Annotated in this window: 11 protein-coding genes and 1 pseudogene; all 12 read left to right on the forward strand. The window is 69.4% G+C overall.

Features of this window, described 5'->3' with window-relative positions; all coding sequences use genetic code 11:
• Positions 1-150 precede the first annotated feature (150 nt).
• A complete protein-coding gene (locus B4M60_RS01375; RefSeq protein WP_291079564.1) occupies positions 151-1,263 on the forward strand; it encodes an ABC transporter ATP-binding protein in 1,113 nt (370 codons plus the stop codon).
• A gap of 26 nt (positions 1,264-1,289) precedes the next feature.
• A complete protein-coding gene (locus B4M60_RS01380) occupies positions 1,290-2,120 on the forward strand; it encodes an MlaE family ABC transporter permease (protein ID WP_291079565.1) in 831 nt (276 codons plus the stop codon).
• Positions 2,121-2,978 (forward strand): MlaE family ABC transporter permease, encoded by an 858-nt coding sequence (locus tag B4M60_RS01385; RefSeq protein WP_291079566.1) that lies wholly within the window; start codon positions 2,121-2,123, stop codon positions 2,976-2,978.
• Entirely contained in the window at positions 2,975-4,411 is a 1,437-nt protein-coding gene (locus tag B4M60_RS01390; RefSeq protein WP_291079567.1) for an MCE family protein, read from the forward strand. Before B4M60_RS01385 ends, B4M60_RS01390 begins: the two co-directional genes overlap by 4 nt.
• Positions 4,408-5,499, forward strand: a complete 1,092-nt coding sequence (locus B4M60_RS01395; RefSeq protein ID WP_291079568.1) for an MCE family protein — start codon at positions 4,408-4,410, stop codon at positions 5,497-5,499. The genes B4M60_RS01390 and B4M60_RS01395 overlap by 4 nt, the downstream gene beginning before the upstream one ends.
• Entirely contained in the window at positions 5,496-6,518 is a 1,023-nt protein-coding gene (locus tag B4M60_RS01400; RefSeq protein WP_291079569.1) for an MCE family protein, read from the forward strand. The genes B4M60_RS01395 and B4M60_RS01400 overlap by 4 nt, the downstream gene beginning before the upstream one ends.
• On the forward strand, positions 6,518-7,747 hold the full coding sequence (locus B4M60_RS01405; RefSeq protein ID WP_291079571.1) for an MCE family protein: 1,230 nt from the start codon (positions 6,518-6,520) through the stop codon (positions 7,745-7,747). Before B4M60_RS01400 ends, B4M60_RS01405 begins: the two co-directional genes overlap by 1 nt.
• Positions 7,744-9,000, forward strand: a complete 1,257-nt coding sequence (locus B4M60_RS01410) for an MCE family protein (protein ID WP_291079573.1) — start codon at positions 7,744-7,746, stop codon at positions 8,998-9,000. Before B4M60_RS01405 ends, B4M60_RS01410 begins: the two co-directional genes overlap by 4 nt.
• Positions 8,997-10,241, forward strand: a complete 1,245-nt coding sequence (locus B4M60_RS01415) for an MCE family protein (protein ID WP_291079575.1) — start codon at positions 8,997-8,999, stop codon at positions 10,239-10,241. The genes B4M60_RS01410 and B4M60_RS01415 overlap by 4 nt, the downstream gene beginning before the upstream one ends.
• 53 nt (positions 10,242-10,294) lie before the next feature.
• On the forward strand, positions 10,295-10,936 hold the full coding sequence (locus B4M60_RS01420; protein ID WP_291079577.1) for a hypothetical protein: 642 nt from the start codon (positions 10,295-10,297) through the stop codon (positions 10,934-10,936).
• A 19-nt stretch (positions 10,937-10,955) separates the two neighbouring features.
• Positions 10,956-11,648 carry a hypothetical protein gene (locus B4M60_RS01425; RefSeq protein ID WP_291079579.1) on the forward strand — a complete coding sequence of 231 codons (693 nt, stop codon included), beginning with the start codon at positions 10,956-10,958 and terminating at the stop codon, positions 11,646-11,648.
• 416 nt (positions 11,649-12,064) lie between these two features.
• Positions 12,065-13,825: pseudogene (locus B4M60_RS01430) on the forward strand (DNA-directed RNA polymerase subunit beta); the annotation flags it as partial.

Here is a 13,825-nt window from a genome sequence, read left to right on the forward strand (position 1 = left end):
GACCGCCCCTGGCGGCATTTCCCTTGGACGCCAACCCCAGTGAGGGATCCTTAGGTCCACAAATTATCGGCATGTAACGAACCACCCGTACCGAACGGTAGTCTACAGTGACCGTGGCCACAGACGATGGCTGCCGTGAGGAGTGGTGACGTGGGTGTCGAGGTTTCCGTCGAGGGTCTGACCAAGTCGTTCGGATCGCAGAAGATCTGGGAGGACGTCACGTTCACCCTCCCCGAGGGCGAGGTCAGCGCGCTCCTGGGGCCGTCGGGTACCGGTAAGTCCGTGTTCCTCAAATCGCTCATCGGGCTGTTGCGCCCGGAGCGCGGGAAGATCATCATCGACGGCACGGACATCCTCCAGTGCACCGCCAAGGAGCTCTACGAGATCCGCAAGCTGTTCGGCGTCCTGTTCCAGGACGGCGCGCTCTTCGGTTCCATGGACCTCTACGACAACGTGGCGTTCCCGCTGCGCGAGCACACCCGCAAGTCGGAGTCCGAGATCCGCGACATCGTGATGGAGAAGCTCGAGCTCACCGGGCTCACCGGCGCGGAGGGCAAGCTCCCCGGCGAGATCTCCGGCGGGATGCGCAAGCGCGCCGGGCTGGCCCGCGCCCTCGTGCTGGATCCCGAGATCATCCTGGTCGACGAGCCGGACTCCGGACTCGACCCGGTCCGCACCACCTACCTCGCGCAGCTCCTCATCGACATCAACGCGCAGATCGACGCGACCATCCTCATCGTGACGCACAACATCAACCTCGCCCGCACCGTCCCGGACAACCTGGGCATGCTCTACCGCAAGAAGCTCGTCATGTTCGGCCCTCGCGAGGTCCTGCTCACCAGCGATGAGCCGTCGGTCCGGCAGTTCCTCCGCGGTTCCAAGCTGGGCCCGATCGGCATGTCCGAGGAGAAGGACGACGCGCAGATGCGCGAGGAGCAGGCCCAGGCCGACGCCGGCCACAACGACGGCTCCCCGGGCGAGGACGAGGTCACGGGTGTCCCGTCGCAGATGCAGCCGACGCCCGGCGGCCCCGAGCGGAAGGGTGAGCTGCGTCGCGAGAAGCGCGTGGCGGAGATGCTCGACACCCTTCCCGAGGGCGCGCAGGAGGCGATCCGGGCCGAGTGGGCGGCGCGCGGTCACGGCAACGGGAAGGTCCCCGCGGCCGCACCGGTCGGTGGCTCCGCCGCGACCACCGCCACGGGCCCCGGAGACGGCGCCGCGACGACCGGCGTGGACGCCCACTACGGTTCCGACGAGAACTGAAGACGCGGGAGAGGTCGGGGGATTGGATGGCGGAGGGTGCGACTCAGCAACCCGCGAGAAGGTCTGGCGTGTCACCCGCCGACGTCGGCGGGGGTGTCCGTGATGCCGTCGGCGAGGCCGGGAAGGTGTTCCGCCTCTTCCTCGAGGTGCTGCGCGGCATCTTCCAGCGACCGTTCCAGTTCCGGGAGTTCATCAGCCAGTCGTGGTTCATCGCCTCGGTGACGATCCTGCCGTCGGCGCTGGTGGCGATCCCGTTCGGTGCGGTCGTGGCGATGCAGACGGGCTCGCTCGTCCAGCAGCTCGGGGCGGAGGCCTACACCGGGGCCACCGGTGTCCTCGCCGTGGTCCAGCAGGGCGCACCGCTGGTCACCTCGCTGCTCATCGCCGGGGCCGCCGGCTCCGCCGTGGCGGCCGACCTGGGCGCCCGCTCGATCCGCGAGGAACTCGACGCCATGCGGGTCCTCGGGATCGACCCGGTCCAGAGGCTCGTGGTTCCCCGCGTGCTCGGCATGATGCTCGTCGCGGTGCTGCTCAACGGTCTCGTCTCGATCGTCGGCATCTCCGGCGGCTACGTCTTCAACATCATGCTGCAGGGGGGCACCCCGGGTGCGTACCTCATGTCCTTCGGTGCCCTCGCGCAGTTGCCGGACTTCATCATGTCCTCGGTCAAGGCCCTCGTCTTTGGCCTCATCGCCGGGGTCGTCTCCTCGTATTGCGGCATGAATCCCAAGGGTGGCCCGAAGGGTGTCGGCGACGCCGTCAACCTCGGCGTGGTCCTCACATTCCTCCTGCTGTTCTTCGCCAATCTCATCCTCACGGCGATGTACCTGCAGATCGTTCCGCCGAAGGGGTCGTAGATGGCGATCCACACCGACGTCGGCCCCACCAGGGCCAAGCTCCGGGCCCTGGTCCGCGGTCCGATCCAGTCGTTCGACTCCCTGGGGGACCAGCTCGCGTTCCACCTGAGGGCGATCCGCTGGATTCCGCAGACGCTCGTCCACTACCGGCACGAGGTGCTGCGCCTGATCGCCGAGGTGACCTTCGGCGTCGGCGTGCTGGCGGTCCTCGGCGGGACCATCGGCGTCATCGTCATGATGAGCGGGTTCACGGGCGTCGTGGTGGGGCTCCAGGGCTACGCCGCGCTGGACCAGATCGGTAGCTCCGTCCTCACCGGCTTCCTCTCCGCCTACGTCAACACCCGTGAGGTGGCGCCGGTCGTGGCCGCCCTGGCGCTGTCGGCGACCGTCGGCTGCGGCTTCACCGCCCAGCTCGGCGCCATGCGGATCTCCGAGGAGATCGACGCGCTCGAGGTGATGGCCATCCCCAGCGTGCCCTACCTCGTCACCACGCGGATCATCGCCGGCTTCATCGCCGTGATCCCGCTGTACGTGGTGGGACTACTGTCCTCGTACCTGGCGACACGCGGCGTCAACACCCTGTTGCAGGGCCAGTCGACCGGGTCGTTCGACCACTATTTCCACCTCTTCCTGCCCCCGGAAGACGTGATCTACTCCTTCGTCAAGGTGATCATCTTCGCCTTTGTCCTGGTCATGATCCACTGCTACTACGGCTTCACCGCGACCGGCGGCCCGGCGGGCGTCGGGGTGGCCGTGGGGCGCGCGGTCCGCACGACGATCGTCGTGGTGGCCATCCTCAACTTCTTCGTCGGACTCGCGCTCTGGGGTACCACCACGACGGTGCGGGTGGCGGGATGAGCGAGCTGTCGACCACCGCCAAGCGCCTGCTGTCCGCGTTGTTCATCGTGATCGTCCTGGTCTTCGTGGGCACCACCATCGCCATCTACAACCGGGCGTTCACCGCGTCGGACACCGTCACCATGTACACCGACGACATGGCGTACGCCCTTCCCAACGACGCCGACGTCAAGGCGCGCGGCGTCCTGGTCGGCCGCGTCTCCGGGGTGGAACCCGAGGGGGACAAGGTGCGGGTGAACATGGAGTTCGACCCGGCCTTCGTGGACCAGCTCCCCGCCAACGTCAGCGGGCGACTGCTCCCCAAGACGCTGTTCGGCGAGCGGTACGTCGATCTCGGTTTCCCCGAGCAGCCCGTGGGCACGATCGAGCCCGGCGCCACCATCGAGCAGGACACCCGCGGCAACGCGGTGGAACTGGGGCGGGTCCTGGACGGACTGCTCCCGGTCCTCGAGGCGGTCCCGCCGGAGAAGCTCGCCGGCACCCTCGGCGCCCTGAACCAGGCGCTTGCCGGTCGCGGCGACGAGATCGGGGCGAGCCTGGTGGACATCGGACAGGTCTTCGACGGCATCACCCAGGAGATGCCCGCCCTGGAGTCGGGGCTGGAGGACCTGGCGACGTTCTCCCAGACCTACGCGGAGGCGCTGCCGGACCTCATCAACGCGCTCGACGCGCTGCGGACCACGGGAGACACGGTGATCACCAGGCGCACCGACATCGCCGACGGTCTGCAGCGGATCAGTTCCTCGGCGGAGGTCGTCACGGGGTTCCTCGCCGCGAATCGCGCGGACCTCATCGCGTTGGCCGCCGACTCCCGCCGGTCGCTCGAGTACCTCGCCGAGTACTCGCCCGCGCTGCCGTGCACGGTCGATCAGTTCATGATCGCCCTGGACCGCTCCGACGCGATCCTCGGGGTGGGCACCCCCCACCCCGGCATCCGCGTCACCATCGAGGTGATCAACCCGAGGGGTCGGTACGTCCCCAACCAGGACGAGCCGCGCTTCTTCGACACCCGGGGACCGCGCTGCTACGAGCCGGTCCCGGAGCCGGGGATCTTCGGTGGGGCGCCCGGTGGGGCGATCGCCGACGGCTCCTACCAGCCCCCCACCCGCAACCCCGGCCCGCAGTACGTCCCGACGCTGCCCAACCCCCTCGACGAGGACGGACCCGTTCCCGCCCTGCGGACCCGGGGTTCGGTCCCCGCCGCGCCTAGGCGTGCGGTTCCGCAGCAGCCCAACCTGCCCTTCCCCTCGACCGTGACGGCCGGGCGGGGTGGAGAGGTGATGGCGATGGCCTATGCGGGTTCGCCGCTCGAGACCGACACGGTGCGCACCGTGTACGGGGTGGCGACCGGCCGTGACGCCGTGGACATCCCCGCGTGGATCGGTGGGATCGGGGCCCCGGCTCTGCGCGGGGCGCAGGTGAGCTTCCGATGAGCACCAAACTCAAGGCGCTCTTCCGGGGCGGGGTCCTGGGATCGTTCGTCAAGCTCGGCGTGTTCGTGGTGGTCACGGCGCTTCTCAGCACGATCCTCGCCACCACCATCCGCGGCGGCACGCGGGAGGAGGGAACCGAGTACTCGGCGGTCTTCTCCGACGTGACGATGCTCGAGGAGGGCGACGACGTCCGCATCGCCGGGGTCGTGGTGGGACACGTGACCGGGTACGAGATCCACGACCGGGATCAGGCGATGGTGCACTTCACCATGTCGGGCGACCGCACCCTGCCGGCCAACGTCCACCTCGCGCTGAGATTCCGGAACATGATCGGCCAGCGCTACATGAACATCTCCCGCGAACCGGGCCCCGTCCAGGCCGCCCTGCCCGAGGGCTCGACCATCCCGATCGAGAAGACCTCCCCCGCGGTGGACCTCACGGCGTTGTTCAACGGCTTCCGGCCGCTGTTCACCACGCTGCAGCCCGAGGACGTCAACGCGCTCGCGGACTCGCTCGTCCGGGTGCTCCAGGGCGAGGGCGGAACCGTGACGAGCCTCGTGCAGCAGACCTCGCAACTCACCAACCACCTGGCCGATCGCGACCAGGTGATCGGGGAGGTCATCGACAACCTCACGCGGGTCCTCCAGACGATCAACGAGCGGGACGTCCAGTTCCAGCAGCTCGTGGTGACCACCCGGCAGCTGGTGGAGGGTCTGGCGGCCGATCGCGACGCGATCGGTGAGTCCCTGGACTCGATCGCCGACCTCACGTCGTCGGCCGAGAACGTGGTCGCGGCCACCCGTCCGAGCGTCACCGAGTCGCTGGACCACCTCAAGCTGGTGACGGACGACGTCAGCGCCAACCGGGACACCCTCCACGAGGTCCTCACCAACCTGCCGATCAAGTCCGACAACCTCATCCGCATGGGCTCGTTCGGGTCGTGGTTCCAGTTCTATCTCTGCGGTGCCGACGTGGCGATCGGACCGGGCAACAACGTGCCCAACCTTCTGCCGACAGGCGGCCCGGTGGTCAACCACCCGGTGTATACGAACGTGGCGCCCCGGTGCCACGCAGGGGGAATCCCATGAGCAAGAGCAAGCCGGGGGAGCCCAGGGTCGGCAACGCGACGATCGGGGCGATCGGCGTCCTGGTGATCCTCGCGCTCACGGCGGGATCCTTCATGCTGGACTCGCTCCCGTTCGTGGGAGCCGGGCCCAGGTACTCCGCCCTCTTCTCCGAGGCGGCCGGACTGACCGACGGCAACGAGGTCCGTATCGCCGGCGTGAAGGTCGGGGTCGTCACCGACGTCGAGCTCGACGGGGACAAGGTCGTCGTGGGCTTCCGTGCCAAGGACGCGTGGCTCGGTGACGACACCCGGGCGAGCATCCAGGTCAAGACCGTCCTGGGCCAGAAGTACCTGGCCCTGATCCCCGCGGGGACCGGTGAGCTGGACCGCTCGGAGCCGATCCCGCTCGATCGCACCGTGGCGCCCTACGACGTGGTCACCGCGTTCTCCTCGGCGGCCGAGACGCTCGACCGGATCGACGACCAGAAGCTGGCGGAGAGCCTGGACACCCTCACCGACGCGATGCAGGCCTCGCCCGAGGAGTTCCGCGGCGCGGTCGACGGCGTGGCCAGGTTGTCGCGGACGCTGTCGAGCAGGGACGCCGAGCTCCGCGAACTGCTCGAGGCCACCCGCACCAGCTCCGGGATCCTCGCCGACCGCAACGACGACTTCCGGCGCCTGATCATCGGCACCGGGCAACTCCTGGGCGAGCTCAACGACCGCTCGGAGACGCTCAAGCTGGTGCTGGCCTCCACCCGCGGACTGTCGGTCGAGCTCCGCAGGTTCGTCGCGGACAACGAGGCGGAGTTCGGGCCGACGCTCGACAGCCTGGACTCCGCGCTGGAGGTCCTCACCGACCACCAGGAGGAGCTGAAGAAGTCCATCCACAACCTCGCGCCGTTCTACCGGCTGTACGCCAACATGCTGGGCACCGGCCGGTGGTTCGACTCCGTGGTGACCAACCTCATCCCGCCGGGCGTGCCCGAGCCTCCGTTCTACCCCGGCGCCCGCGCGCCGGCCCGTCAGAGTGGGATCAACTGATGCACAAGAAGCTGCCGTACTGGCTGGTCGCGCTGCTCCTCGTCGTCGTCGTGGCGGTCGTCGCCGTCACCTACCTCGCCGCCACCCGGATGGGTCGGACCACCATCACCGCGACCTTCCCCTCCGCCGTCGGCATCTCCGCCGGGACCGACGTCCGGATCCTCGGCGTGACGGTGGGATCGGTCGACGAGGTGACCCCGATGGGAGACACGGTCGAGGTCAGGCTCCACGTCCGTCGAGGCGTGGAGATCCCGGCGGACGCCAAGGCGGTCCAGGTGACGCCGTCGGTCATCCCGGACCGGACCATCCAGATCGTGCCCGCCTACTCCGGCGGTCCCACCATGGAGTCCGGCGCGCACATCCCGCTCGACCGCACCGCCACGCCGGTCGAGGTGGACACGCTGTACTCGTCGGTCCGGGACCTCACCGAGGCCCTGGGGCCCGACGGCGCCAACAAGGACGGCGCGCTGGACAGGTTCGTCACGGCCTCCGCCGACACCCTCGGCGGGAACGGGGCGGCGCTGGGGCGGTCGATCGACGAGCTGTCCACCGCCGCCACGATCCTCGCCGACTCGAGCCAGGACATCAGTGAGACGGTGATCAACCTCCAGTCGTTCGTCACCATGCTCGCGCAGAACGACGCCCAGGTGCGGGAGTTCAACACCCAGATGGCGTCCTTCAACCAGACGGTGGCCGGGCAGCGGGAGGACCTGCAGGGCGCGCTGGGCGAGCTCAGCTACGCGCTGGCCGACGTGGCCCGGCTGATCCGCGACAACCAGGACGTGATCCGCAGCAACGCGGACCGCCTGGTGACCCTGAGCCAGATCACCGCCGACCAGCGGGACGACCTCGAGGAGATCCTCAAGGCGGCCCCGGTCGCGCTGTTCAACCTCATCAACGCCTACGACCCGGAGTCGGGGACCCTGTCCATGCGCCTGAACATCCCCGAGACCAAGAACCCGGCGGGAATCCTGTGCCAGATCATGAAGCTGGGCCGTCTCAACCCGGGCAACGACCTCTTCCAGGGACTTGACGATCTCCGTCGCGCCGACATCCAGACCTGTGAGGCGCTCGCGCCGCAGCGCAACGCGGAACTCCGCGCCGCCAACCCCGACCTGCCTCTCGGCATCCTGTCCGGCGAGATGGAGCAGTCCATCCCGGTCCCCGGGACGGTGCCGGGCAACTACGGGTGGCCCATGACGCCGGCGTCGGAAGGGGGACGGGGATGAGCCGCCCGACGATCGCCGCGGCCGGCCTGGCCGCGCGGGCCCTGGGTGCCTCCGCCGTGGTGGCCGCCCTCGCCGCCGGGTGCTCCATGAACCTGGAGGACTACACGCTGCCGGGCGGCGCGGAGGTGGGGGAGGACCCCATGAACGTGTCCATCCGGTTCGACGACGTGCTGGACCTGGTCCTGCAGTCCACGGTCAAGGTCAACGGGCTCGACGCAGGACGCGTCTCCGGGATCTCGTTGGCCGACGACGGGTGGACCGCGCAGGTCGAGGTCGTCCTGCGGGACGACCTCGACCTCCCGGCGAACGTGGAGGCGTCGATCCAGCAGACCAACCTGCTCGGTGAGAAGTTCGTCCAGCTCACCCCGCCGGAGGACGAACCGCCCGCCGGCAGGCTGTCCGACGGCGACGTGATCCAGACGGCCAACACGCGGACCACGACCGACATCGAGCAGGTGCTCGGCGCGCTCTCGCTGCTCCTCAACGGCGGCGGCGTGGATCAGATCCAGCCGATCGTCGCCGAGCTGCGAGCGGTGACGGACGGGCGCGAGGAGGGGTTGACCGAGACCCTGCGGTCGGCGGACGAGCTCATCTCCGGCCTCAACCGACAACGCGACAGCATCACCGCCGCGCTCGAGGGCGTCAATCTCATGTCGTCCCGCGCGAACGACCAGCGCGAGCAGATCCAGGCCGCGCTCGACGAGCTGCCCGCCGGGGTGGCGGTGCTCGAGGAGCAGCGCCCCCAGCTGGTGGAGATGCTGCGCCGGGTGGACGCGCTGGGCCAGGTGGGGTCCGACATCCTGCTCAGCAGCAGGGAGGACCTCATCGCCGACCTGCGTGCGCTGCGCCCGGTGCTCCGGTATCTCAGCGAGTCCACCCCTGAACTGATCGACCTCACCGGGTTCATCCCCACGTTCCCGTTCCCCGACGCGTCGATCTCCTCGACGGTGGGGGGGTCGGCGAACGTGTTCATGTCACTCGACGCGTCCATCTCCGAGACGCTCCGTAACCTCGGGGCCAACCAGGGGAATCCGGTCTCGCTGAGGCCCAACACCACGAGTGGCCCGTACAACATCGACCCGGGCAATCCCTGGGTGGACGGGAACGGGCCGGACAGGCGGACCACCATCGTGCTGCCGCTGCTGCCGGTCCCGCCGATCATGGACAGGGCCGTGGTGCCCAGACCCGCGCCGGGTACGTCGGAGTTCTCCGAGACGTACCTGCCCGAACCAGGGGAGCCCGGATACCGATGAGCAAGACTCTCAGGACACAGCTCATCGTCTTCTGCGTGATAGCGGCGCTGGGGATCAGCTACGTCGGGGCCAACTACGTGCGCCTGCCCTCGCTGTTGGGGATAGGCCAGTACAAGGTGTACCTGGACCTGCCCGACACCGGCGGTGTCTTCACCAACGCGGCCGTCAACTACCGCGGCACGCCGGTCGGCCGCGTGGGCGAGCTCTCCCTGACCGACGACGGCGTGCGGGTCGAGCTCGACATGGACTCCAGCGCCCCGGACATCCCCGCGGACACCGTGGCGGTGGTCGCCAACCGTTCCGCCATCGGCGAGCAGTTCGTGGACCTGCGGCCGAACAGCCTCTCCGAGCCGTACCTGTCGGACGGGGACGTGGTGACCGCGGGTCGCGAGGCGCTTCCGGTGCGCGTCGAGGACCTGCTGTCCTCGGTCGACGCGCTGGCCCGGTCGGTGCCGCTCGACGACCTCGAGGTGACGGTCGACGAGCTGGGCGCGGCGTTCGAGGGCCGGGGGCCCCAGCTCCAGCGGCTGTCGGACTCGCTCGTCCGCATCTCCGACTCCGGGATCCGCACGATGCCGCAGCTGCAGGCCCTCATCCGGGACGGCGCGACCGTGCTCGACACCCAGGCCGACCAGTCCGGCGAGATCGTCAGCTTCTCCCGTGACCTGCGCACGGTCACCGAGGCGCTGCGGGACTCGGATTCCGACCTCGAGCGCCTCATCACCACCGGCCCCGAGTTCGCCGACGAGGCCCGGTACCTGGTGGAGAACTCCGGCGCCCCCCTCACCCGGGCGGTGGGGAACCTGTCGGCCACCATGAAGACCGTGGACCCGCTCGCGCCGTCGTTCAAGGTGCTGCTGCAGCTGCTCCCGGCCCTGGCGGCCGGAGGCCTGTCGACCGCGCCGGGCGACGGGACGCTCCACTTCGGCCTGGTCCTGGAGAACGACAACCCCACCCCCTGCACGCAGGGCTACGAGGGCACCCAGCGGATCATCGACGAGATGAAGGCGCAGGATCCGGGCTTCGATCCGCAGGAGCAGAACTTCCCGCCCAACTACGAGGCCCGGTGCACGGTGCCCCTGGGCAGCCCCACCGCCGTGCGCGGTGCCGAGCGCGTGGAGTACGCCTACCCGGGTGTCCCGCAGCCCTGGGACACCAAGCCCAAGATCGACCCGGACCGGCTGAACCTGTCCGTGGCCGCCGAGCAGCTCGCGGCCCTGCAGGGGCTGATCCCGCGGTGACGGCGGGACCGGGCGAGGATCCGGTGCGCGGCGGTTCCGGTAGCGTCGCCGCCATGAGCTCGCAGGAGAACGACGGGGGCGGCGCGGCCGTGCCGAGGTGGCTGGCGATCGTCTCGGTGATCGTGCTGGCCGCCGGGCTGGCGACGCTGGGCGTGTTCGGGTGGCGGTACTCCGAGGCGCGGGCGGCCCAGGAGGTCGCCTCGGAACGCGAGGCGGTCTCCGACGTCGCGACCCAGGTGATCATCAACGCGTTCAGCTTCGACCACCGCAACGTGGACCAGTCGCTGCAGCAGCTCGCCGACGCCTCCACCGGGGACTTCCTCGTCGAGCAGGAGCAGTGGGCGGGCGACGTCCGCACGCGGGTCGTGGAGCAGAAGGCCGTCACCACCGCCACCGTGTCGCACACCGCGGTCGAGTCGCTGGACCGGGACGCCGGGGACGCCGCGGTGCTCGTGGTGTTCACCGCCCACTCGGAGCGGGAGGGCCAGGACGACATCACCGGTCGGCAGGCGATGCGCGTGGACCTCACCCGGGTCGACGGAGCGTGGAAGGCCGACGCGGTCAACCAGGTGGGCGTGACGGTGCCGGTGGGGAGCTCGAGCCGGTCGGTCCAGAACCTCGAGGTGCCGGGGGCGGACCAGGGCGAGCAGGGCTCGACCGCGGCGCCCGCCCCCACCACGCCCGCCGGCCGATGAGAGAGGACGGGATCTACTGATGCCACCCATCAAGAGGACGCAGAAGCCCGCCGGCCCGCCGGCGCGCCGGCGCCTGGCCGGCCACGCCGGCTCGACCCGGCCCGAGGCGGGACCGTGGGAGTCGGAGGAGGGCGACGACGACGAGGTGCGCGACCACGCCACGGAGAGCGTCGACGAGGGGGACGGGGCTCGTCGTCGTCGTCGTTCGCTCGCACGGCCACTGACCATCGGCGCGCTCGCCGTCGGCCTGGTCGCCGGCGTCGGCGGGGCCGGTGGCCTGATCTACCTGGCACTGTCCGATGGAGCGGAGCCGGCCAACCAGGCGTTCGTCGACCAGGCGGCGACCGAGGCGGTGCTCACGGCCGCGAGCACCAACGTGCAGCGCCTCGTGGCGATCGATCACGAGACGCTGGACCAGTACCACGACTCGCTCGGGGAGTTCCTCACCCCGAACCTCGTGGCGGAGCTGGACAAGAACTGGCCGGCGTTGCGGGACAGCTACGAGCAGTCGGCGACGACCGTCGACGCGCAGGTGCGCGAGTCGGGGCTGGCGTACCTCGAGGGGGACAAGGCGGAAGTGCTGCTCGTGCAGGACGTGTCGATGACCCGGGACGGCGTCGCGGCCGGCAGCACCAGCGGCACCTACCTGGTCGGTCTCGACAGGGTCGACGGGGTGTGGAAGCTCTCCCGCATCCCCGACCTGCCCTCCTGACGCGCGGCCCCGGCGGCGCGATCCCGGGCCGGACCGGCCGAGATCCTTGACGAAAGCGCGTTGAGCAGTCACCCTTTAGGGGCATCGGGCGACGTGAGTCCGCCCGGGGTGCGATGTCCCGACCGGGGGCCGATGAGGCGAGAGCCACGAGGGCAACCAGCGCAGAGACGGACGCCGCACCCGATCGCATGAACAGCCTCCGGGTCGCCCCGTTGACGGCTGGACTTCCGCGCCGCCATCGACTAGATTAGGTCGTTGCGCTGGCTGCTATTTGCCCTCCCGTCCGTCCGTGGCGGCTCGTCCCCGGTTCTCCGGGCGATCCCCGAGCCCCCGCGTGCGGTCGGACCGGGGTGGATACCCGTCGGCGGACCGCTCGCAGATACATCTGTGATCACCGCCCGTGGTGATCACGTGAGGTGCTGGAAGGACCCATCTTGGCAGTCTCCCGCCAGACCACGTCAGTCTCCACCGTTCCCGGTGCGCCCCGGAGGGTTTCGTTCGCGAAGCTCTCGGAGCCGTTGCCGGTCCCGGGACTGCTCGACCTCCAGACGGAGTCGTTCGAGTGGTTCATCGGGTCGGAGGAGTGGCAGAAGAGGGCCGCGTCACGCGGCGTCACCAACCTCGAGGGAGGCCTCGAGTCGATCCTCCGGGAGATCTCCCCGATCGAGGACTTCTCCGGCTCCATGTCCCTGTCGTTCTCGGAGCCGTACTTCGAAGAGGTGAAGGCCTCGATGGAGGACTGCCGCGAGAAGGACCGCACCTACGAGGCGCCCCTGTTCGTCACCGCGGAGTTCGAGAACACCGAGACGGGCGAGATCAAGTCGCAGACCGTCTTCATGGGTGACTTCCCGATGATGACGGACAAGGGAACGTTCATCATCAACGGCACCGAGCGTGTCGTGGTCTCGCAGCTCGTCCGGTCGCCGGGCGTGTACTTCGACCGGAACCGCGACAAGTCCACGGAGCGGGACGTCCACTCCGTCAAGGTCATCCCGTCGCGCGGTGCGTGGCTGGAGTTCGACGTGGACAAGCGCGACACGGTGGGCGTGCGGATCGACCGTAAGCGTCGGCAGTCCGTGACCGTGCTGCTCAAGGCGCTCGGCTGGACCACCACCGAGATCAAGGAGCGCTACGGCTTCTCCGAGATCATGATGTCCACCCTCGAGAAGGACACCGTCGAGGACACGGATCAGGCGCTGCTGGAGATCTACCGCAAGCTGCGTCCCGGCGAGCCGCCGACCAAGGAGTCCGCGGAGGCGCTGCTGGAGAACCTGTTCTTCAAGGAGAAGCGCTACGACCTAGCCCGCGTCGGCCGCTACAAGGTCAACCGCAAGCTCGGTCTGCCCGACCCCGAGGGCGACGTCACCACCACGCTCACGCGCGAGGACATCGCCGCGACCATCGAGTACCTCGTGCGTCTCCACGCGGGCGAGTCCTCGATGCAGGTCTCCGGCGGGCGCGAGGTCCCGGTCGACGTCGACGACATCGACCACTTCGGCAACCGCCGTCTGCGCACGGTCGGCGAGCTCATCCAGAACCAGGTCCGCGTGGGCCTGTCGCGCATGGAGCGCGTCGTCCGCGAGCGCATGACCACGCAGGACTCCGAGGCGATCACCCCGCAGTCGCTCATCAACATCCGGCCCATCACCGCCGCGCTCAAGGAGTTCTTCGGAACCTCCCAGATGTCGCAGTTCATGGACCAGAACAACCCGCTGTCGGGTCTGACCCACAAGCGACGCCTGTCCGCGCTCGGCCCCGGTGGCCTGTCGCGTGAGCGCGCCGGCCTCGAGGTCCGCGACGTCCACGCCTCGCACTATGGCCGCATGTGCCCGATCGAGACCCCCGAGGGGCCGAACATCGGCCTCATCGGCTCGCTCTCGGTGTATGCCCGGGTCAACCCGTTCGGCTTCATCGAGACCCCGTACCGCCGGGTCGTCGACGGGGTCGTCACCGATCAGGTGGACTACCTCACCGCCGACGAGGAGGACCGCCACGTCGTGGCGCAGGCCAACTCGGAGATCGACGCCGACGGTCGCTTCGTCGAGGACCGGGTCCTCGTGCGCAAGAAGCACGGCGACGTCGAGGTGGTCGAGGGTACGGACGTCGACTACATGGACGTCTCGCCGCGCCAGATGGTCTCCGTGGCCACCGCCATGATCCCGTTCCTCGAGCACGAC

This window comes from Dietzia sp. UBA5065 (genome assembly GCA_002415925.1).
Taxonomy (GTDB): Bacteria; Actinomycetota; Actinomycetes; order Mycobacteriales; family Mycobacteriaceae; genus Dietzia.